The 20,370-nt window shown below is 43.8% G+C and carries 23 protein-coding genes; 13 read left to right on the top strand and 10 right to left on the bottom strand.

Translation table 11 applies throughout. The features are described 5' to 3' along the window. Window positions 1-18: 18 nt before the first annotated feature. Both AM506_RS05295 and AM506_RS05290 read right to left on the bottom strand, forming a co-directional pair. Entirely contained in the window at window positions 19-306 is a 288-nt protein-coding gene (locus tag AM506_RS05295; protein ID WP_060671453.1) for a hypothetical protein, read from the bottom strand. Window positions 307-477: 171 nt separating this feature from the next. Next, window positions 478-1,278: a VLRF1 family aeRF1-type release factor gene (locus AM506_RS05290; protein ID WP_060671452.1), complete on the bottom strand. Its 801-nt coding sequence runs from the start codon at window positions 1,276-1,278 to the stop codon at window positions 478-480. Between the two features lie 217 nt (window positions 1,279-1,495). Between AM506_RS05290 and AM506_RS22665 the strand changes: the two genes are divergently transcribed. Continuing rightward, window positions 1,496-1,729 (top strand): hypothetical protein, encoded by a 234-nt coding sequence (locus AM506_RS22665; protein WP_060671451.1) that lies wholly within the window; start codon window positions 1,496-1,498, stop codon window positions 1,727-1,729. Continuing rightward, window positions 1,723-1,845 carry a hypothetical protein gene (locus tag AM506_RS23270; RefSeq protein ID WP_268788377.1) on the top strand — a complete coding sequence of 41 codons (123 nt, stop codon included), beginning with the start codon at window positions 1,723-1,725 and terminating at the stop codon, window positions 1,843-1,845. Before AM506_RS22665 ends, AM506_RS23270 begins: the two co-directional genes overlap by 7 nt. Window positions 1,846-1,967: 122 nt before the next feature. On the opposite strand, the gene aldA is transcribed toward AM506_RS23270, so the two are convergent. Both aldA and AM506_RS05275 read right to left on the bottom strand, forming a co-directional pair. Further along, entirely contained in the window at window positions 1,968-3,419 is a 1,452-nt protein-coding gene (gene aldA / locus AM506_RS05280; protein ID WP_082386247.1) for an aldehyde dehydrogenase, read from the bottom strand. A 170-nt stretch (window positions 3,420-3,589) separates the two neighbouring features. Then, on the bottom strand, window positions 3,590-4,612 hold the full coding sequence (locus AM506_RS05275; RefSeq protein WP_060671450.1) for an NADP-dependent oxidoreductase: 1,023 nt from the start codon (window positions 4,610-4,612) through the stop codon (window positions 3,590-3,592). Between the two features lie 110 nt (window positions 4,613-4,722). Here AM506_RS05275 and AM506_RS05270 point away from each other — a divergent pair, with 110 nt between their 5' ends. Then, window positions 4,723-5,634 (top strand): phosphotransferase, encoded by a 912-nt coding sequence (locus tag AM506_RS05270; protein ID WP_060671449.1) that lies wholly within the window; start codon window positions 4,723-4,725, stop codon window positions 5,632-5,634. 46 nt (window positions 5,635-5,680) lie between these two features. Here the strand turns inward: AM506_RS05270 and AM506_RS05265 are convergent, their stop codons facing one another. Then, entirely contained in the window at window positions 5,681-6,184 is a 504-nt protein-coding gene (locus AM506_RS05265) for a peroxiredoxin family protein (RefSeq protein WP_060671448.1), read from the bottom strand. Window positions 6,185-6,354: 170 nt separating this feature from the next. Between AM506_RS05265 and AM506_RS05260 the strand changes: the two genes are divergently transcribed. Next, window positions 6,355-6,669, top strand: coding sequence for a hypothetical protein (locus AM506_RS05260; protein WP_060671447.1), 315 nt, complete (start codon window positions 6,355-6,357; stop codon window positions 6,667-6,669). A gap of 352 nt (window positions 6,670-7,021) precedes the next feature. Next, window positions 7,022-8,125 carry an acyltransferase gene (locus AM506_RS05255; RefSeq protein ID WP_060671446.1) on the top strand — a complete coding sequence of 368 codons (1,104 nt, stop codon included), beginning with the start codon at window positions 7,022-7,024 and terminating at the stop codon, window positions 8,123-8,125. Window positions 8,126-8,174: 49 nt separating this feature from the next. Here AM506_RS05255 and AM506_RS05250 read toward each other — a convergent pair whose 3' ends face one another. From AM506_RS05250 to AM506_RS05230, 5 genes are all read right to left on the bottom strand, one after another. Continuing rightward, the gene (locus tag AM506_RS05250; protein WP_060671445.1) at window positions 8,175-8,618 is read right to left on the bottom strand and encodes a GNAT family N-acetyltransferase; all 444 of its coding nucleotides are present in this window, start codon (window positions 8,616-8,618) and stop codon (window positions 8,175-8,177) included. A 339-nt stretch (window positions 8,619-8,957) separates the two neighbouring features. Next, a complete protein-coding gene (locus AM506_RS05245) occupies window positions 8,958-9,410 on the bottom strand; it encodes a DUF2269 family protein (RefSeq protein WP_060671444.1) in 453 nt (150 codons plus the stop codon). 276 nt (window positions 9,411-9,686) lie between these two features. Further along, complete coding sequence (locus tag AM506_RS05240) at window positions 9,687-10,244, bottom strand: beta-class carbonic anhydrase (RefSeq protein WP_060671443.1); 558 nt, start codon at window positions 10,242-10,244, stop codon at window positions 9,687-9,689. Between the two features lie 23 nt (window positions 10,245-10,267). Next, window positions 10,268-10,765: a hypothetical protein gene (locus tag AM506_RS05235; RefSeq protein ID WP_152968532.1), complete on the bottom strand. Its 498-nt coding sequence runs from the start codon at window positions 10,763-10,765 to the stop codon at window positions 10,268-10,270. Window positions 10,766-10,869: 104 nt separating this feature from the next. Further along, complete coding sequence (locus tag AM506_RS05230; protein ID WP_060671441.1) at window positions 10,870-11,520, bottom strand: cobalamin B12-binding domain-containing protein; 651 nt, start codon at window positions 11,518-11,520, stop codon at window positions 10,870-10,872. Between the two features lie 347 nt (window positions 11,521-11,867). On the opposite strand from AM506_RS05230, the gene queF reads away from it, so the two are divergent. The 8 genes from queF to AM506_RS05195 all read left to right on the top strand — a co-directional run bounded on the left by queF (window position 11,868) and on the right by AM506_RS05195 (window position 20,353). Next, on the top strand, window positions 11,868-12,365 hold the full coding sequence (queF, locus tag AM506_RS05225; protein ID WP_060671440.1) for a preQ(1) synthase: 498 nt from the start codon (window positions 11,868-11,870) through the stop codon (window positions 12,363-12,365). A 266-nt stretch (window positions 12,366-12,631) separates the two neighbouring features. After that, window positions 12,632-13,480: a YitT family protein gene (locus tag AM506_RS05220; protein ID WP_060671439.1), complete on the top strand. Its 849-nt coding sequence runs from the start codon at window positions 12,632-12,634 to the stop codon at window positions 13,478-13,480. 109 nt (window positions 13,481-13,589) lie between these two features. Next, on the top strand, window positions 13,590-15,227 hold the full coding sequence (locus AM506_RS05215) for a DUF2339 domain-containing protein (protein WP_060671438.1): 1,638 nt from the start codon (window positions 13,590-13,592) through the stop codon (window positions 15,225-15,227). Between the two features lie 79 nt (window positions 15,228-15,306). Beyond that, on the top strand, window positions 15,307-15,411 hold the full coding sequence (locus AM506_RS23365; protein ID WP_327205517.1) for an RAxF-45 family protein: 105 nt from the start codon (window positions 15,307-15,309) through the stop codon (window positions 15,409-15,411). A gap of 235 nt (window positions 15,412-15,646) precedes the next feature. Beyond that, complete coding sequence (gene abc-f, locus AM506_RS05210) at window positions 15,647-17,521, top strand: ribosomal protection-like ABC-F family protein (protein WP_060671437.1); 1,875 nt, start codon at window positions 15,647-15,649, stop codon at window positions 17,519-17,521. Between the two features lie 86 nt (window positions 17,522-17,607). After that, on the top strand, window positions 17,608-18,579 hold the full coding sequence (locus AM506_RS05205) for an NAD(P)/FAD-dependent oxidoreductase (protein WP_060671436.1): 972 nt from the start codon (window positions 17,608-17,610) through the stop codon (window positions 18,577-18,579). Between the two features lie 76 nt (window positions 18,580-18,655). Further along, complete coding sequence (locus tag AM506_RS05200; protein WP_060671435.1) at window positions 18,656-19,171, top strand: GNAT family N-acetyltransferase; 516 nt, start codon at window positions 18,656-18,658, stop codon at window positions 19,169-19,171. Between the two features lie 114 nt (window positions 19,172-19,285). Further along, window positions 19,286-20,353, top strand: coding sequence for a nitric oxide synthase oxygenase (locus AM506_RS05195; protein ID WP_060671616.1), 1,068 nt, complete (start codon window positions 19,286-19,288; stop codon window positions 20,351-20,353). The last annotated feature ends 17 nt before the right edge of the window (window positions 20,354-20,370 follow it).

Raw genomic sequence — 20,370 nt, 5'->3', positions numbered from 1 at the left:
ATCATCCTTTTTACGTGGTCATTCCATCCCGGGGGCCTTCTGAATTTCAAAGATAAGGACAATTGCAGTGATTGCATGGGCAATCAATCGGATAATCGGGAAGAAGTTCAGGAAGGAAGCAAGTATTCCAAGGATACTGCCGAGAATCGGCTGATCTTCCGACCTTGAAATATACAATACGCTCGCATGCCACAGAGCTATTAAACAGAGGAGAAAAGGAATGGATTCTCCGGCGATATTCCCAAAGATGGGGACAGCAAGAAATAATTCAATTGAAAACGATAACCATTTTATACGTGAAAGCACGGACACACACCTCCTTATCTCAGTGTATGAAGGAAAGGGGGGTATGTGCCTGTTTTGTGGTAGATTATTGATTTGCCTGGATGTTGGGGGAGGTGCCAGATTCTATAGAACGGCAGAGATTCTCTTCATACAAAATCCACCGTCCAGCTGAAAGGACGGTGGACACTATGGTTATGCCAGGATTTTCTCCACAACTTTATGCTCATTCTCATTCAAGAGGTTTTTTCCGATGGTTTCATGAACTTCTTTATTCATATTTTCTTCCAATACAGCGGCTTCTTCCTTATCGCCAACGAGAACGATTCGTTCCCATTTTTCATCGGCTGCTTTTTTGTCGAGGATGCTGCCGAGACTTTTCCACCAACGCTGCTGATTGGCTTTCAATCGGCTTTCGAATTCCTCCTGCTGGTTGGCTTTTCCGCCGCCGCTTCCCATGCTTACATCTGCATGATGCGGTCCTTCATGCTTACGCCAGTCATCGGTTTCCAAATCGAATTCCATGAACTCGCTGGACTGAATTTCTCTGAATGCAGAAGTAAGAATTTTGATTTGATTTTGTTGAAGAAGCACGAGACCCGTATAAGGATATTCTTTATGCAGAGCCTTCAGTTGGTCAAGATGAGGATTTTCCTCCCAGTAGAAATTCGTTTCCACAGGTACCTGAAGTTCGAACGTTTCCCAGATCCCACTGTCAGCAGATGCGAAAATGATGAAACTCCGAGGCAATTCACGTTCCAGGCTATGCACGTAGTTCTCCACTTTCGGACGGATCGTTTGGAGTCTTTCCTTTTCCTCCGGAGCGCTTTCAAGATATTCTTCGAGTCGGTTGAATCCATTCTTAAGGGCGATTTTCCACTCCCCACCCTGCTGATCAGGGTCGCTGCGGTCGGTATTTAAGTAGATCGTCAATAATTTGTCCGGCTTCTGTAAGTATAAATTTTCCAACACACTTATGGTTTTCTTTAAAGACATGGAACTCCTCCTTATAGAATCATTACTTTTCATATAAACGGTTGAGGAGGTGTTTAAACACTATTTTGTAAAAAAAGGGAATTTGATTTTGCCCTCTGGGTAAAAAGCTACAATGTTCCTCAACATGTATTTTCTGCAAGAAATCAGATAAATCATGTTTTATGTTCTTTACACCGGGTAAATATGTACTAAATAACATTCGACGGGAGAGAAAATGATGAGCTATATTAACCAGGGTAGAGAGCGTATTCAATTTGATCGGAAGGGAAAGACAAAGGATTTACATATACTGAAGTGTACGCGTTGTTCGAATGAGTTCCGTTCGACGATGAATGTAAACCAGATAGAGTGCTCGAATTGCTCTACATCGACCAATCCTAAAATGGACCTGTCCCTGTTTAAAGTCATCGGCTTTATTGAAAATTTTCAAGGGAGTGAAGTACGTTGCTAAATAAAGATAAAATAGCTGATTTAAAAATGGATTTTAACGATATTCTTTGGATGAGTTCAGGTGTTGCTATTATTCTATTATTAATTGCTTTAGCGAATTTCTTTATCATCTCTTAAGCCTATCAAATACTTCATATTAAAAAGTCCTGAAAAGCGCAGGGCTTTTTTTGTTGGGGAAATGTATCAAGATAAAAAGCCTGACCGCTATCACATTGATAGCGGTCAGGCTTTTCGTTCTATTAACCTTTGTAGTTTTCATCATATTCGAGATAAACAACATGTGTTTCAAGGTATTCATTCAGTCCGTGTTTTCCGTCTGCTCCACCGATTCCCGATTGACCGCGGCCGGCATGGAATCCATTGATGGCCTCGAAGTTTTCACGATTGACGAAGGTTTCCCCGTAACGAAGCTCGTTTGCGGCCCTCATGATTTCATGGAGGTTCTCACTGAAAATAGAAGACGAAAGACCATATTCTGTATCGTTCGCAAGCTCAATCACTTCGTCAAAATCCTTGTAGGTCATAATCGGCAGTACCGGTCCGAAGATTTCTTCCTGGATGATGTCCATCTCCTGCTTCACATCGACAAGAATGGTAGGCTCATAGTAGAAGCCTTTCTCAATGTTAACCGGCTTTCCGCCCGTAAGGACCCTTGCCCCGCTTTCGACGGCAGTGTCGACCATTTCCGTAACGGTCTCAAGGCGGTCTTTATTCACAAGGGGACCGATCTCGTTATCGCGGTTTGTTGGATCTCCGACAGTAGTGTTTCTCATTGCTTCGGTCATTTTACTGATGAATTCTTCTGCCACATCCTCATGTACATATACCCGTTCGGCATTCGTACATGCCTGCCCGGAGTTTGTGATCCTGGATGTCTTGATCTTTTCAACGGCCAGGTCAATATTGGCATGCTTTGTGACGATGGCCGGAGCCTTACCGCCGAGTTCCAGGTTTACTTTCGTGATCGATTTAGATGCGGCTTCCATCACTTTTGAACCTGCAGGGTAACTTCCCGTCATGGACACCATGCGCACTTTAGGGTGGCTCGACATCGGAGTCCCGATATCCGATCCTTTCCCTGTCACAAGATTGAAGACTCCTTTAGGCAGTCCCACTTCATCTGCGATCTTAGCAAATTCACAAGCAGTGTTCGGTGTGTACTGACTGGGTTTCAGGACAATGGTACAGCCTGTCACAATCGCCGGTGCCACTTTTCTCGCCAGGATGAACATCGGGAAGTTCCAGGGAACGATTCCTGAGACAACGCCGATCGGTTTTTTGTAAACCAGTATGTTCTCGTTAGACCGTTCACTCTCAAGGATTTCTCCTTCATAACGAAGCGCCCAACCCGCCATGTAGCGGAAATACTCGATGGCAACATCCAGCTCGCCTTCAGAGGCATCCAATGTCTTGCCGTTTTCTTCCGTCAGCATCTGAACAAATTGCTCTTTCCGCTCTTCCAATTTGTCAGCTATTTTATACAAATAAGAAGCCCGTTCCTTCGATGGAACCTTACTCCACGACAGAAATGCCGTATGGGCTGATTCGATTGCCTGATTGACATCCTCTTCAGTGCCTAACGGGATGGAAGAAATCGTCTCCTCATTCGCAGGATTAATGACATCCATCGTCTCATTTGACGTACTATCAACAAACTCACCATTCACATATAACCGATACTTCTTCACCATTACTCCTCCTCCAGATCTATTAATCACATATCTTCCTCTTTTCCCGTCCAATGGGGAGGAGTAAACATAAGGATGTGCAACAAAAGAGGGACGGACTTCCTTCACACATACCTGAATGTTGATATATCAGGGTTTTGGGTGAGAATATGGAGGTCCGTCCCTCAAAAAGGTTATTTACTTGGGTCGGCGATTTTGACGAGTTGTTTGCCGATGTTTTTTCCTTGGAAGAGTCCGAGGAAGGCGTCTGTTACGTTGTCGAGGCCTTCTGTGATCGTTTCTTCGTATTGCAGTTTTCCTTGTGATAGCCACTGACCAAGCTCGGTTGCGCCTTCTTTGAAGCGGTCACTATAGTCGTTGACGACAAAGCCTTTCATGAGTGCGCTGGATTTGATCAGTTTCGATTGAACACGCGGTCCAAGGTCACGGTCTGTCTTATTATACGAAGAAATCGCGCCGCATACTGGTATACGTGCATGTTTGTTTAGTAAACTAAGGGCAGCGTCACCGATTTCACCTCCGACATTTTCAAAGTACACATCAATGCCGTTTGGACATGCTTCTTTTAACGTTTTGTAAATATTGTCCGTCGTTTTATAATTGATTCCTTCGTCAAACCCGAGGGTATCCGTCAGATAGCTGACTTTTTCTTCTGATCCTGCAATCCCGACAACACGGGCGCCTTTGATCTTGGCGATTTGTCCAACCACTGATCCTACTGCACCTGCAGCTCCGGATACGACCACGGTTTCGCCTTCTTTCGGCTGGCCGATGTCCGTCAGTCCGAAATATGCCGTCAATCCAGTCATCCCGAGGATACTTAAGTGTGTAGAAATCGGGGCGACATCGGGATCGATGGAGCGGACCTCTTTTTCATTGGCAAGGGAATACTCCTGCCACGGAAGCATGCCGACTACGAAATCCCCTTTCTGGAAGTGCTCAGACTGTGATTCCACAATTTCTCCAACGACTCCGCCGGAGAGCGCTTCGTTTAATTGGAAAGGAGCAACGTAGGACTTGGCATCAGACATTCTGCCGCGCATGTAAGGATCCACGGAAAGATAAAGAGTCTTTACCAATACTTCCCCTTTGGATGGCTTTGGTACTTCGACATCCTTGTAAAGGAAGTCCTCTTTCACAGGCATTCCTTCAGGGCGGGATACTAATTGAATTTGTTTCTGTGTTTCAGGCAGCATAATGATTCCTCCTTGAAATTTGACTATATTCATTTTTTCCGATTACTTGAAACTTATCACATTAAGTTTAGATTCTACAAAGAATAACCCTTGAGAAAGGAGTGATAAATGTGCCAAATCTATGGGATGCAGAAATAGCTGTCACCTCCAATCAGGCTAAGAAATTGATTGAGTCCCAGTTCCCGGAGTTGATCCCTGCTGACACCAAAATTTTGGATTATGGTTTTGACAATACGGTCATGGCAGTAAATAACAAATGGGTTTTTCGGTTTCCGAGGAGAGAAATCGCTGTAAGACTTTTGCAAACGGAAGGAGTGCTCCTGCCACTCCTTGAAAAAAGCGCCCCGGATCTTCATATTCCGGTTCCTGTTTATTACGGTAAACCTTCGTCTCTCTACAAATGGCCGTTTCTCGGCTACCGTTTTGTAGACGGAAAGATTCCGTCACGTGCAGCGTCTGTCGAGAGAGAGGGGGAGTCTGCCATTGCCATGGCACGGTTTCTTAAAAAGCTTCACGGAACGAGTGTGGCGGAAGCAAAAAAACGTGGAGTACCTTATGACGAGCTTTCCCGATTGGATGTTGCAAAGCGGTACTCCATTTTGGAAAAAAACAAGGAAGAAATCAAAGATCTCAACCTTTTTCATCCAATGGAAAAACTAGAGAGGTTTCTTCAGAACTTACCGGGTAAGGCTTTGCCCGAGGAAATCGCATTGGTACATGGCGACCTTCACTTTAAGAACATCGTGGTAGACAAAGAGGGTCTCCTTTCAGGGGTCCTTGATTGGGGGGATGTCCATCTTGGTCACCGGGCCATTGATTTAAATCTGATCTACAGCTTTCTCACTCCAAAAGGAAGGACTCAATTTTTAAAAGAATATGGAGAGGTTGGGGAGGAAGAATTGGACTACGCCAGATTCAAAGCGGTTTATACGAACATGGTTTTACTTCTTTACGGCTACCATGAAAAGCAGCCTCATACAGTAGTGGAAGCTCAGAAAAGCCTGAAGCTTGCCCTGACATGAAAAAAAGCCTGGTTGACTACTCTGTCAACCAGGCTTTCTATTTCTCTTACTTCACATTTTTTTGGATGTATTTTACGATCTTACGAAGTTCATTGGCATGGGGACGGCCGAATGGACTCGTTTGTCTTTGCTGGTACATGGCTTGTCCTTTTTCATTCACAAGGAAGTAAGCCGGTTCACCATGCTGTCCGTGATCTTCATACGGAGCATCTTCACCATGGTAGAAGACGTCATATGCTTTGATCGCTTCTAAATTTTCGTCGGCCAGTACAGGGAAAGTCAGATCTTCTTTGTTGGCAAACTCCTGTAGATCGGCCATTTTGTCACTTGAAATCGTGAGCAAATGCACATTCTGTTTTTCGAAGTATTCTTTGTTCGCTTGAAGCTCCCTTAATTCTTCCTGACATACAGGGCACCATGACCCTCTGAAGAAGACGATGAGATGCCAGCTTTGATGTTCTTTCTGATGGTCCTCAAATGAGAAAGTTTCACCTGAAACTGCAGGGAGCGTGAAATTTGGTACCTTATCTTTTAATTGAAAAGCCATTATTCATTCCTCCTATGTTTTTTCTTACTTGTCAAATAGGCGTTAGGACAAACCTGACCTCTTGCGATTACATACAGTGTAGTAGTGTAAATTTCTTTCATAAGATGTATTTCCCTTTTGGTGAGAAATAAAACGTACAAATGTGCTTAGCATGAATGGAGAGGATGAATTCAATGAGAAATAACGGCAAACCGAAACTATGTATTTTCCCGGAATATAAGTGGTGCGGTCCGGGATGCAGCGGACCGGGTGCACCCGTCAATTCGGTGGACGTTGCATGTAAAGCCCATGACCTATGTTATGAGCGATACGGCCCGACATGTGAGTGTGACCGGATGTTCATGAAGAAACTGGAGGGGGAAATCAATCCCCATACTCAGAAGGGACGGCATGCTTTTCTCTTCCATCAATACATGCAGCTGCAGACGAGGGTTAAGTGCCAGGGGAATCGATGTGGAAGGGACCGGTGCAGGGGGTTTTGGATTTAGATAAGGACTGCTTGAATTGTTCAAGCGGTCCTTTTTTTAGGGTGAATAATACTTTGTATCCATTTATCTCCTCTTATTCAATTAAGTTGATGTTGAAATTGGTCGCTATTTGTTGAAAAATGGCTAATATACCGTGTAAGTCATTGTTCTTATTTTTTTGTATGTAAAAATATAGCATTCTTTAGGTGGATAGATTTTCTCCTACTTCTGAGGATTTTTTAAGCAGATGGTGGTATGAAAGTATTCAAAATGAATTTAGAACTAAAGTTCCTTTTTAAGTTCGCTCAGGGATTTTCAAGCTTGATTCTATTACAATTACCTATGATATCGATAGTAAGAGAGGAGAGGGCCTATGTCATCTAGTTCAACACAAAAGAAAAAATATCTTTTTGAAATCCATTTTTTAAGAGCATTTGCTTGTTTAGCTGTATTGGGAGTTCACGTGTCAGCTACTTATTACTCAATGAACGATAATACGTTTAATTGGTTTTCATATTTTCTAAACCAAGTAGGGCGATTTGGAACGCCTATTTTTGTAGTAATTGCCGGGTTTCTCTTATTCTACCAAGTAAAAAGAAACACGTATTCCTTAAGTAAGTTTGTTACTTCCCGAATATCAAAGATTATTATGCCATTAATATTATGGAGCTTGGTTTATCGATTCTTGCTCTATTATTTTGATAACCAACAGATTGGATCGATAAAAACAGAAATTGTAAAGATCTTTACAGGCGATCACTTCTATCATCTCTATTTTATTGCCATTATTGTTCAATTTTATTTTATCTTTCCGATTCTGCAAAAAGTTTTTAGAACAAAAATGGGATTGGTTGTTTTAACTGTTATCTCATTCTTTATCAGTTATCAAATGATAGGTTTTAATCCCGGAATTGAAGGGTTTATCGGCAATTTCATGGCAAGTAAATCGTTCATGCCGTTATGGATTTTCTATTTTTCATTCGGTGGATTGTTGGCATTCTTCTGGGAGGATATCAGAGATTTTGCAACTGACTTCCCCTGGAAGATGCTAACCTTATCATTACTCTTAACGGCAGGAGCAATTATAGAGTATTCAATCAATGGAGACCTTACGAACAGGAGACCAAGTAATTTACTGAATATACCTCTACTGAGCATTGGGACTATTGGGATGTATCCTTTACTTTCCAAGTGGAACTTTCTGAAAAAGCCTCTGACGTTATTAGGAAAGTATTCAATGGGGATTTATTTAATCCATCCCTTTGTTCTTCACTTGATGAAATTTTATTTACCATCTTCAACATGGGACATGATATATCTGCCAATAACATTTGTCGCAGTATTATTAATTTGTGTAGGATTGATCCGACTTATTCAGTACATTCCATTAAGCAGTTATTTCATTCCTGTACCACGAATTAAAACATCAAACAAAGAAAGTGTAGGAAATATTTCATCTAAAGAAGCAACGGCATAGAAAGAACCGGGGTGGCTTTATTATCCCCGGTTCTTTTTTTATTGATTTTTCAGCTCAGTGGAAGAGTATAGTGATAAACCGTTTCCTCTTTTATATAACCATTCTTCTCATACAATGCCTGCGCATGGACATTGTCCCAGTCCGTTTCCAAAATGACCGACTTTGCATTGGTTTGCATCGCATGTTCCTTCGCAGCGTCTAGTAACATCTGTCCGGCACCCAGTCTGCGAGCCTTTTTGGAAACATAAAGGTCATTCAGCTTCCAGATCCGTTCCATATAAACGGAGGAGAAAGAAGGATACAGCTGGGTGAATCCTACATATTCATCATCGTGAATGGCGACAAAGATCACAGATTCATCATGTGACAGACGGTCTTCGAGATACTTTCTCGCTCCAAGCGTATCCGATTTCTGATGGTAAAACATGCGATAATCATTAAAAAGTTCCACAAGGCCTTCCAGGTCTGAAAGGCGAGCACGAAATACCTTCATCCAATCCCCCCTTTTATACACTATTTTATGATAGATGGGGAATAACATGACGGTGAGATTCAATATGAATGGGGAAGGAGTAGTGAAAAGGGGGAGTTTTGGAAAAAGGGATAGCCTAAACGGGAGGCTCAAGTGGAAACTGGGCTTTTGGTCAGGGGAAATAAGAGAGAAATCATCGATTTAGAATTTATTGCGTCATTTTTATGGGTGATTGCGTCATTCTGCACGGAATTGCGTCGTTTATAAGAGTATATGCGTCAAAATACATATAATGGAAAAAATAACGGCGACTTTACATAAAAAAACCAGCCTGCACTAAAAGCAGGCTGGAAACTCAGATCAAAACGGTTTGATAGACATTAAGATAATAAGAATAATAGCGGCACTATGTATAATGATGTTGTATGGCTTTAATTCTGAGTTGATTTTTCCGTAAGATTCAGGAACATCTTCACCTTCGTGGTTGTGGATGATTTCGGCCATCTGCTTTACTTTTTTTGGCATGATACCGGCAACGATGAACTGGACACCGATGTAAATCACGATGGAAGCAATATACCAGCCGGCTTTGAATAGATATGGGTTGATGATACCCATAATCAGGCCGGTAATAAGTAGTACAATACTGCCCACTTTTGCAAAGGTTTCGATTTTTTCACTGAGATCTAATGAGAATTTCGCCTGATGTGACGTTTCAGGTGTTCTCATCACGACAGGCATCGAAAAGCTTGCGCCAAGGCCGGCGACCGCTGCAATAATGTGGACAAGAACCAATAAACCGTAAATTGACATGTTATTCACCTCCATATTAGGTAATTTTGAACAGGTTTCATTGTATAGTAAAATAGTACCATTTTCCAGGCTTTTTTGAAAATGGAAAGAAACCGAGGGACGGACCTCTGCTTTTTATCCATAAAGATTGATATGACAGGGTTTATCCCGTAAATAGGTGTGATTTTTGAGGTCCGTCCCTCCAAGAGATACAAAAAAACCATGAAGGCAAATTCGCCTTCATGGTTTTTTTAACAGTTATGCTTGTCGGGACTACCCAAGCCCCTTCCGCTTTTCTTAGTATCCTTCGACTACTAAATCAAGTTTCCCAGTTTCGGGGCTGATGACAAGTCCGTGAACGGGGATGTTTTTATCCATTAACGGGTGGTTCTTGATCATGTCGACACTGTGGGCGACGCTTTCCTGTACAGAGCTGAAGCCTTTCAGCCAGTCGTGGAGGTCGATCCCTGAGTAGTTGACGGTGTCGATTGTTTCTTCCGGAATCCCGCGTTCTTTCATTTTATCGAGGATACTGTTACTGTTGATGGCACTCATGCCGCAGTCGTGGTGACCGATGACAATAACTTCATCTGCCTGCAGTTCGTAGACTGCCACAAGCAGGCTGCGCATGATGCTTCCGAATGGGTGGCTTACGATGGCGCCTGCATTTTTGACGACTTTTACATCTCCGTTTTTCATGTTCATGGATTTAGGGAGCAGCTCTACTAAACGAGTGTCCATACAGGTAAGAATCACTAAGCGTTTGTCCGGGAACTTGGTGGTCCGGTACTCTTCATACGATTGCTCTTCTACAAATTGCTGGTTGTAATCAAGTATGTTCGTTAATAAAGTCATTTCTTCTCTCCTATAAAATAAAGTTATTTCACATTTTGTTGAATGTGATGTTCAATCTCTTTTATTTTATCCATAATTTCTTGCCGATTCCAATCAGATGTATTGGAAAGTTTTAAATATAATGAAGATATCTTTGCAAGGACTTCTGTCAGGTTCGGTTCTTTTCGTGGATAAGTGGACTTACCCATAAGGTTGAACAAGCCGTTCATCTGCTCGGATACTTTTTTGTATTGATGATCCTTGGCAATAAGGGCAACATGGAAATACTGTTGAACATCTGAAAACTGGAAGAAGATGTCGAATAGCTCGAAGGAATCGTTTTTCTTTACATTCAGTTCCATTTCGCCTTTTGGATCTTTGTGAATAATCCGGGCAAACTTAGGTGAACTTTCTTCTTCTACAATGGACATGAAGTTTTGACCGGGCATTAAGAAGTCATATCCTGAATTTGAAGCATCTATTAAGTTAAACTGCCTATCCAGTAATAGATACGGGATGGGGCATAGGTGTAAATTTTCCACATGATCACTCCCTAGAGAAAGGTTCCGGACGTCACTCTTGCGTCTCGTGAAAGACGTATGATACGACCAGAACCTTTTATTGTTGCATGCATGTGATTAAGGAGTTAGCCCTTCAAGGAAACAAGCCCATTGGACATATCGGTGAGATACTCATTGAGTTCCAACAAGTCATGAAAGCTTGTCACCTTTGAATTTTCCAAGAAATCAAGAGAGTAGTGGGAGACGAGTCTACCACCGACAAGAATGTCGATCTCTTGATGATGCGCTCTGATTTCTTCGATGCACTCTTTTAATCGGGTCAGTTCCGTCGTCATACCAATGGATATTCCAATGGCATGAGGTTTCCAAGCGCTAATGAAGGTTAACGCATCTTTGACAGGGACGTTTGCTCCCAAATAACGGGTATTCCATTGCTTTTCTTTGAATACTTCGTTCGCAAGTTCCAGTCCAAGACTGTGCTGTTCACCCTCAATGCAAAATAAAAGAGCTTTAGGTTGGTTTTCTAAAGCTTCTTGATGGGTAAAAACAGTAGCAAGCAGATATTTAAGAGTTGCAGTGGCTAAATGCTCATCTGCAACGGTAATTTGATTTTTCTCCCAAAGATCACCAATTCTATACATAGATGGCTTAATAATTTTCTCGTAAAAAGTAAAATTATCTATTTTTGAATGGATGGAAGACGAATGCAGTTCAAGTAATGAATGCACGTCTCCTGCGAGAATAGACTTGGTGAAGGCCTTGACCAGCTGATTCATTAATAATCACTCCCAGCAAAAATACCAATTACTATTCTCAATAGATAGAATCGAAATTCTTGCTGCAAATTTCAATCTATAATTGGATTGACTTTCCCAAAATTCTTATTTAATATAACCTCTGTAACACTAATAGTTGCTCAAGTACCTGAGAGAGGTTCATAGCATTAACCCTCTATAAAAAACTATGGTTCTATGAATCTAACATGAAGCTTTCTAAAACATGTTATCCTTTAAGCATAACAGGATATAACAATTTTTTCAATTTACCTGCCTGTTATGTGGATTCTTAGGCTAATGCTATGTCCTCCTTCATTCGAGGCACTCTGAAGGGGAGGATTTTTTACATGTCAGGAAGAAAAGACGAAGATTTAACAGACTTATCATTATTAGGTAATCAAGGGACAAATTACTTATTTGAGTATGCTCCACACATCTTGGAAGCATTCGACAATAAGCATCCGAACCGGGATTATTTTGTGAAATTCAACTGTCCTGAATTCACAAGTCTCTGTCCGAAAACAGGTCAGCCGGATTTTGCTACCATCTATATCAGCTACATCCCTGGTGAAAAGATGGTGGAAAGTAAATCTCTCAAGCTCTATTTGTTCAGCTTCCGAAATCACGGTGATTTCCATGAAGACTGCATGAACATCATCATGAACGATCTCATCGAATTGATGGATCCCCGTTATATCGAAGTATGGGGGAAATTCACCCCGCGGGGAGGAATCAGCATCGATCCTTACTGCAACTACGGAAAGCCAGGCACGAAATTCGAGACGATGGCAGACCACCGCTTGATGAATCATGATTTGTATCCGGAGAAAATCGATAACAGATAAAGTGTAAAAACGATTCCTGAGTGGAATCGTTTTTTTTTGTTACAGTATCGGTGAACCTAAAATTCCCTCTTTACCCTGAGAGTCAGTCATTAAACCTAACCCTTGTCCTCATCACATCTGCAAACCCTTCCAATTTTCACAATTATTAAACCTTATTTTTTTGACCGGATTCCCTTTACAAAGGGTCTTGATGGGCTTTATAATCCCGTTGTTCAACTATTTACGGAAAACCAAAATAAATTTTAAAGAAAAAGGAGGTTGCGGTGATGCGACAAAGAATATTTTCCTTCTTAATGATGAATCTTGGGGCATTTCTTGTGTCTGTGAATGTCCATTTTTTCTTATCGCCTAATAATTTAGCGACAGGAGGAGTCAGTGGGTTGTCGATCATCATGAACGATCTATTTCCAGGCTTGTCTCTTGGACTGTTCATGATTATCATCAATATCATTCTGTTTATCGTCGGTGTGATTTTTCTCGGCTTTAATTTCGGTGCGAAAACGATTTACGCGAGTTTCGCCCTTTCATTCTATGTTTGGTTATTAGAAAGACTTGCTCCGATGAGCGCGCCACTCAGTGATGATATCTTAATTCAATTGATCATCGGTCAATGCATTGCCGCAATCGGTATGGCGATTGTGTTCAACCAGCAGGCATCAACGGGTGGAACGGATATCGTGGCTTTGATCTTTAATAAATATTTCAATATAGATGTAGGCAGAGGCGTGCTGCTGGCGGATTTATCAATCGCTATGTCCTCAGCCGTATTATTTGGACCTCAAGTCGGAATGTATGCATTCTTCGGGGTCATCCTGAACGGACTGGTCATCGATTATGCACTGCAGCAGTTCAATTCCAATAAAGAGATTGTGATCATCAGCCGTTACAGTGATGAAATCAAGTCGTACATTGTGCACGAGCTTGGAAAAGGGGCGACGATCCATACGGCGACGGGAGCGTTCACGTCCGATGAAAAAGAAGTCATCACGACCATCCTTGGACGCAAGGACTTCTCCAAGCTGAAAGGCTTCATCACCCAGGTCGATAATCGTGCATTCATCACGGTTCACACGATGAACGAAATCCTTGGGCAAAACTTTAAACGATTAGCATAGAAACGAAACTCCACCTGCTTATAAGGTGGAGTTTTTTTATCGTGACTGCAAAAAAATATAGGAAAATATTCCATCCTTACTGTATAAATAGAAGTAGGGGGGTGGAAGTATGGAAAAGGAAGAACTGGAAAGGTTGGAACAAAAAATCAACTTTCTTGAAAAAGAGCTTTATCTCGTGAAACGGCAGTTGATTCACGCAAAAAGTGAAAACGTGTCACCTGTCATCCAAAAAGCAGAGGTTTACGCTGAACCTGAAAAATCAGTTCCTGCTGAATCTGCACAGCCCATCATCGAAAAAGAACCTTTTGACTTCTCCGTCGAACGCTGGCTTCCGAAAGTTTTCTTATTCGTTCTATTAATAGGAAGCATTTGGGGATTCATGGCGGCTTCTCAAAACGGATGGGTCTCACCGGGGCTCCGGGTGTTGACGGGTGGCGTTATCAGTGTCGTGATGTATGCCCTTGGTGAAAGGTTCAGCCGGGATCAGCGTAAATTATCCATCACGCTTCTTTCGGGAAGCATCGTCCTCGCGATCATTACGTTATTTTCAGCTAATATCCTATACGGTTATATCGGGGGACTCATCACGAATCTTTTATTAATCCTAATCATTTCTGTTGGCCTGTGGGCATCTCATAAGCACAGTTCTCAACTGATTCTTTGCTTGATCGGGGCTGGTGCATACCTGTTTCCGTTCATTTTCGCAGGGGATGAGCGGAATGAGTGGCTGTTTTACGGCTATGAACTGGTACTGTTCTTCGTATTGATGACGTTCAGTACGTTGAAAAGGTACCGGATAGCCTGGAATATTCATTATTATTTACTGTATTTTTCACTGTTTTTCTTTGCGGCGTTTGGCGTCGGGGAAATCACGCTGACCGTCCTCATCCCATTTGCGATTCAGCACGCGTATATCCTGCTCCTGATCGTCCTTAACCGGGATGGACGGGTGAGCGCCGAGATGATACCGGCCCTTGTGACAGGCAGCTTCATCCTTCTTGGATTGTTGAATGACATCTATGCAGAGATTCCTCTATTCTACTATGTGGCGTTCGCTGCTGTGTATATCGGGGTATCTTTCATTGAGCCAAAGGAGAAGAAGCGGACGAAGGATGTGCTGCTTGTCCTAGGATTTCTACATGTGCTGCTCTTCCTCTTTGAATGGTTTGAATATGATTGGCGATTCGTGCTGGTGGCCATTGAAGCGAATGCCCTGTTGTGGCTTGCAGGGAGAAGGGAAAGCTATGTCAGCCTTACCGGTTCGTTTCTCTTAATGATGTTTTCTTTCCTGGGCATGATGACCAGCGCATCGGAAGATTTCTTCAGTGTGGAATTGCCGATTTTCATCTTTGCTTTTACTTATGTATACTTGTTCTCCCGTTTTAACAAAGAGGACTCTTCTTTCTTGAATGTTTCACCAACCACGATGAAAGTCTTTCTAACAGGGCTCGTGATGTTCTTCATCCTGAGGTTGACCGAGTTCATCGTGATCGGCTGGGATTACACCCCGCGGACGACAGCCTTCACCGTCGCGATTGCCGCGCTGTCCATCGGGTATCTCATTTATGGGGAAAGCAGGAAGGACATGTTCTACCGGTGGGTGGGAATCATTTTCCTTGCCCTGGCTCTGTTGAAATTCTTCCTTGCCGATCTCGTGTTCCTCGATTTTACGATCCGTGCCATGATCCTGATTCCCATCGGCGTAATCGGACTCGTACTATCCAGGATTTTGTATAAAAAAGAATAAACACATTGCAAAGGCTTTCAGAATAATTATATAATGATGGTATCAACATTCGTGTAATGAAGAAGGGGGTGGAATTGAGATGAATCGTTCTGCAGGATTGCGTGGGAAGTATTTAGACTATATATACATTTGCCGTGCAATTTTTCATGCATTTGCGTTCAAGGGGACACGTATGCCCTTTTAGCAAATAGATATGAATACTGAACGGTAAGAGGTCTCAATTCCAATCACTTTTCTATAAAGAATCGGAAAAAGGGGGGCGTTTTCGCTCTCTTTTTTTGTCCCTTCTTTTATTAAAGGGGAAGTGCGGTGTAGTAAAGTCCCGCATTTCTGGAAAGCCATGGGCGAGCCTTCTGCTCCCCTATGGTTTTTTTTATGAACCTCTTACCTCTAAATAGATACTTGAAAGGAAGAGGAAAATGATTATTTCCAGTGCACAGGAACTCAGTAAAATGTTTGGTGGTCACTTAATATTTGAGGATTTAAGCTTTGAAATACCCGAGAGAGCCCGGATTGGCCTCGTTGGGCGGAACGGGTCTGGGAAGACGACCATCTTTAAATTATTGTCAGGGGTGGAAGCTCCGGATAAGGGGCTCATTCATCTGAAAAAAGGAGCAAAGGTAGGGTATTTGGCTCAAATTCCACAGTATGAGGAAGGTACGAAAGGAATCGATGTTTTGCGTTCCGCGTTTTCCGAACTGCTTCAGGTCGGTCACCGGTTAAACCAGCTGGAAACCAAAATGGGGAATGAAGAGGACCCGGATACTCTCACCCGGTTACTAGAAGAATACGGAAAGCTTCAGGATCAATTCACCCTTTCCGGAGGATATGAGATCGAGTCCGATATTGCGAAGATCGTGAACGGCCTCGCCATTGGGGAACTAATCGAGAAGGATTTCAATGCGTGCAGCGGCGGGGAACAGACAAAGCTATGTCTAGGTCTGATTCTCTTGGAGAAGCCGGACCTGCTGCTTCTTGACGAACCGACGAACCATCTGGATATCGGGGCGGTTGAGTGGCTTGAGGATTTTTTGAAAGAATATGAAGGGACCGTCGTCTGCATTTCCCATGACCGCTATTTCCTCGATCACGTCATTACAAAGGTATATGACCTGGAGGACGGAGAGCTGACGATTTACCATACGAACTACTCCGGATTTGTAAAAGAAAAAGAAGAGCGTCTTATGATCGAGTTCCAGGCGTATCAGGAGCAGCAGAAGAAAATCAAGAAGATGAAGGAGGCCATCAAAAGGCTGAGGGAATGGGCGAATCAAGCGAATCCCCCAAATGAGGCCCTGCACAAGCGGGCGCGGAATATGGAAAGAGCACTAGAACGGATGGAGAAGATCAAGCGACCGATCCTGGACCGCAAGAAGATGGGACTGGAATTTGAAGAAACGGACCGGAGCGGGAAAATCGTATTTTCCATGGAGGAGGTTTCAAAAGCCTACGGGGAAAAGATTTTATTTGAAAGTGCAAGTCTCCAAGTCCACTTCAAGGACCGCACAGCCATCGTCGGTCAGAATGGCACAGGGAAATCCACGATCATCAAGATGCTTCTAAGGGAAGAATCAGCAGATAGTGGCGTGGTGAAAATCGGAAGCAATGTGAAGCTCGGCTATCTTTCCCAGCACTTTACGGTTGCAGACCCGAATGTCCGGTTGATTGATGCCTTCAGGGAAGAGGTACCTGTAACAGAAGGGGATGCCCGGCATATACTTGCCAAATTCTTATTTTATGGACCGAATGTGTTCCGGAAGGTGGGGCAGCTGAGCGGTGGTGAAAAGATGAGGCTGCGTCTTGCCCAGCTTATGCACCAGGACATCAACTTCCTTGTCCTCGATGAACCGACGAATCATTTGGACATAGATTCAAGAGAAGTATTGGAAGATGCATTGGAAGATTTCAAAGGCACGATCCTCGCAGTATCCCATGATCGGTACTTTTTGAATAAATTGTTTAAGAAAACTTATTGGATCCATCGGGGTGAGCTTTATTTCTTTGACGGGCCATACAGCTGGGCAAAGGAAAAGCTGCCTGAACTAGCCCCGGAAGAGGCCGTCGCGCAAGTGGTGAAGGAAACGAGGCCAAAAGCAGTCGCAGAGAAACCTTCCAGAACGATGGAAGAAATCGAAGCCGGGCTTGAAAAGGTGGAAGAAGAGATCTTTGCGATTGAAGAGAAGCTTCTCGCGCAGCCAGACCTGGATGTCATTCAGGAGTTGTATAAGGAAAAAGAACAGAAGGAACAGGAACGGAACAAAATGTATCAGGACTTAGAAGAATTATTGGCTTAAGAACAGGGAGATGACGGAGGGAGTCATCTCCCTTCCAATTTTTCAGGGGAAATTCGTATAATAAAACAAAAGGAGGATGAGAAAACATGGAAACCAAAGAAGTGATCATCATTGGAGGAGGACTGTCAGGTATCATGACAGCCAGGACACTAATGAAAAAAGGGGTAGAGGATATCCTCATAGTGGAAAAGAGTAGAAGTGTCGGTGGCAGACTGGCCACAAGGCGGATCGGGGATGGGAAAGCCGATCATGGAGCCCAATTCTTCACGGTCCGTTCGCGGGAACTGCAAGAGGAGGTAGAGAAGTGGCTCGAAGGAGGGTGGGTAAAACGCTGGTTTGGCTCTCCCTATCCCAGATACACATCCACGGACGGCATGAACTCCCTCGCAAAACAACTGGCCGGAACCATCCCTGTCAAACTGAACACCAGGGTATCTTCCATTCGCGACGGGAGGGACGGACCTCTGGAAGTGGAACTTGAAACTGGAGAAAAGATCCTGACCCGCCATTGCGTAGTGACGGCTCCCGTACCCCAGGCCCTACAGTTGCTTACGGGCACTTCACGTTTACGCGCCCCCTCTATTTCTTTTGCCCCGTGCTTTGTCGGCATGTTTACTTTTGACGGGGCAAGCCGTATCCCGTCACCAGGTCACTTAGATGAAGAGCTTCCTGACGGTGTGGAGCGGGTGGTGGATCACTATAAGAAAGGTATCTCCTCCACTGTTACCGTGAGTGTGTATATGACAGGGGACTGGTCGAAGCGAAACGAAAGGCTTGAGGATGACGATATCTTAGGGGAAATCCAAAAGGTGGCGGAGAACTATCTTGAAAGAGGAAGTGCGGTGACAGGAGCTCAGCTGAAACGGTGGAAGTATGCAGAAGCAGAAACTGTGGTACGCACTCCTTTCGTGGAAATGGGTGAAGAAGGACGGATCATCCTATGTGGGGATGCTTTTCTCCGTGAGAATGATGGAGCTGGACGTACGCGTTTTGAGAGTGCCTATTTATCGGGGATTTCAGCTGGTAAGAGGCTCGCTGAGAAGCGGAAGGGAATATGATCCGTCCGTATAACGACCATATTCTGAACAAACACTACAAAAAGGTACATAAACTAAACGATAAGCAGGGGAATACATGGACATACAATTAAGACAGGCAACGAAAGAGCAGATTGACACTATCATGAACGTATATATCAGATGTAAACATGATCTTGATGAAAAAGGTTTGCTGCAATGGAATGACCAGTACCCAAGCAGGGACTATTTTAAAGAAGAAATGGACAACGGGAACCTTTATGTATTGATGGTGGACGGGGAGGTCGCGGGGTCCGCTACTCTCAACGAGTGGCAGTCACCTGAGTGGTCGGAGGTCCCGTGGGAACTCAGGAATGAATGGGTGATCCACGCCCTGTTTCTTGACCCTCTTCAGCAAGGAAACGGATTGGGGACGATATTCATGAAAAAGTGTGAGGAACTGGCTGGGGAAAAAGGGTATGAAAGTATCCGGCTTGATGCCTGTTCCCGAAACACGGGGGCAAACTCCCTTTATGAGAAACTCGGATATGAATACCGCGGCTCTGTCTATTTCACTTCGAAACCAGAGGGCCACCAGGAATATCGATGCTATGAAAAAGCGGTGACTCTCTAAAATTCAACGGTTGTTCAAATGTACCAAGGTTAGAGGCAAGAAGAAAATGATATACTTCAAGGTACAGTATGCGCTGAATAAGTTAGCAGGGAAGCGATTATATTGACACCGATTATGGATGAGGCAAGAGCCTTTATTACACAGTGTTATCAGGAACTGAATAAAAGCGAATCGGACATCATGTTTCGCCTTCAACAAATAGAAGAAGAGCTTTCTGAAGCAGGGACCTACACACATTCTAACGAAGAACTGGTCCACGGAGCGAAAATGGCTTGGAGAAACAGCAATCGCTGCATCGGGCGTCTGTTCTGGAATTCATTGTCTGTGTTTGACGAACGGGAAGCCTCGACGGAAGAGGAAGTGTTCCAGGCCCTCTCGCGTCATTTGGATTACGCATCGAACGGAGGCAGGATCCGGCCGACCATCACGGTGTTCAGACCCTCTCATCCGAACAAGCCCGATATACGGTTATGGAACCACCAACTGATCAGATATGCGGGTTATGTGGAAAATGGTCAATACAGAGGAGACCCCCATTCCATCGAATTCACTCAAAAATGCCGGGAGCTCGGCTGGCAGGGGGGAGGGACGGACTTTGATGTTCTTCCCTTGGTCGTGCAAATCGGAGATCAACCTCCAGAGATGAGAGAGGTCGAGCCGCATCTTGCCTTGCAGGTGCCTCTTCGTCACCCTGAATTCGATTGGTTCGGGGACCTTGGGCTGAAGTGGTACGGTGTCCCGATCATTTCGGATATGGAATTGAAGATCGGCGGGATCTCATACAAGGCGGCACCGTTCAACGGCTGGTATATGGAGACAGAAATCGGTGCCCGGAATCTCGCTGATGAGAACCGCTACAATTTGATCCCGAAAGTGGCGAGCTGCATGGGATTGGATACTACAAGAGCGGCCACCTTGTGGAAGGATAAGGCGCTGATCGAATTGAACATTGCCGTGCTTCATTCTTTTAAAGAAGACGGGGTAAGCATCGTGGACCATCATACGGCTGCCCAGCAGTTCCGGCTTTTTGAAGAAAATGAGAAGAGTGCGGATCGCGAGGTAACCGGAGACTGGACGTGGTTGATCCCGCCCGTTTCTCCGGCAGCGACTCATATTTTCCATAAAGAGTTCAATAACACGTGGAATTCGACCAATTACTTTTATCAACCTAAACCATACTAAAAGAAGCTGTTTTCTGT

The organism is Rossellomorea vietnamensis (genome assembly GCF_001305855.1).
Taxonomy (GTDB): domain Bacteria; phylum Bacillota; class Bacilli; order Bacillales; family Bacillaceae_B; genus Rossellomorea; species Rossellomorea vietnamensis_A.
Note: the sequence above shows the minus strand (reverse complement) of the source record. Positions and strands in the feature narration are given on the sequence as shown.

What these genes read in the sequence shown, in the direction of transcription:
- AM506_RS05290 (WP_060671452.1), bottom strand. Translation starts at nt 1,278, where the DNA reads ATGTCTTTAAAGAAAACCATAAGTGTGTTGGAAAATTTATACTTACAG.
- AM506_RS22665 (WP_060671451.1), top strand. Translation starts at nt 1,496, where the DNA reads ATGAGCTATATTAACCAGGGTAGAGAGCGTATTCAATTTGATCGGAAG.
- aldA (WP_082386247.1), bottom strand. Translation starts at nt 3,419, where the DNA reads ATGGTGAAGAAGTATCGGTTATATGTGAATGGTGAGTTTGTTGATAGT.
- AM506_RS05275 (WP_060671450.1), bottom strand. Translation starts at nt 4,612, where the DNA reads ATGCTGCCTGAAACACAGAAACAAATTCAATTAGTATCCCGCCCTGAA.
- AM506_RS05260 (WP_060671447.1), top strand. Translation starts at nt 6,355, where the DNA reads ATGAGAAATAACGGCAAACCGAAACTATGTATTTTCCCGGAATATAAG.
- AM506_RS05255 (WP_060671446.1), top strand. Translation starts at nt 7,022, where the DNA reads ATGTCATCTAGTTCAACACAAAAGAAAAAATATCTTTTTGAAATCCAT.
- AM506_RS05250 (WP_060671445.1), bottom strand. Translation starts at nt 8,618, where the DNA reads ATGAAGGTATTTCGTGCTCGCCTTTCAGACCTGGAAGGCCTTGTGGAA.
- AM506_RS05245 (WP_060671444.1), bottom strand. Translation starts at nt 9,410, where the DNA reads ATGTCAATTTACGGTTTATTGGTTCTTGTCCACATTATTGCAGCGGTC.
- AM506_RS05240 (WP_060671443.1), bottom strand. Translation starts at nt 10,244, where the DNA reads ATGACTTTATTAACGAACATACTTGATTACAACCAGCAATTTGTAGAA.
- AM506_RS05230 (WP_060671441.1), bottom strand. Translation starts at nt 11,520, where the DNA reads ATGAATCAGCTGGTCAAGGCCTTCACCAAGTCTATTCTCGCAGGAGAC.
- queF (WP_060671440.1), top strand. Translation starts at nt 11,868, where the DNA reads ATGTCAGGAAGAAAAGACGAAGATTTAACAGACTTATCATTATTAGGT.
- AM506_RS05220 (WP_060671439.1), top strand. Translation starts at nt 12,632, where the DNA reads ATGCGACAAAGAATATTTTCCTTCTTAATGATGAATCTTGGGGCATTT.
- AM506_RS05215 (WP_060671438.1), top strand. Translation starts at nt 13,590, where the DNA reads ATGGAAAAGGAAGAACTGGAAAGGTTGGAACAAAAAATCAACTTTCTT.
- AM506_RS23365 (WP_327205517.1), top strand. Translation starts at nt 15,307, where the DNA reads ATGAATCGTTCTGCAGGATTGCGTGGGAAGTATTTAGACTATATATAC.
- abc-f (WP_060671437.1), top strand. Translation starts at nt 15,647, where the DNA reads ATGATTATTTCCAGTGCACAGGAACTCAGTAAAATGTTTGGTGGTCAC.
- AM506_RS05205 (WP_060671436.1), top strand. Translation starts at nt 17,608, where the DNA reads ATGGAAACCAAAGAAGTGATCATCATTGGAGGAGGACTGTCAGGTATC.
- AM506_RS05200 (WP_060671435.1), top strand. Translation starts at nt 18,656, where the DNA reads ATGGACATACAATTAAGACAGGCAACGAAAGAGCAGATTGACACTATC.
- AM506_RS05195 (WP_060671616.1), top strand. Translation starts at nt 19,286, where the DNA reads ATGGATGAGGCAAGAGCCTTTATTACACAGTGTTATCAGGAACTGAAT.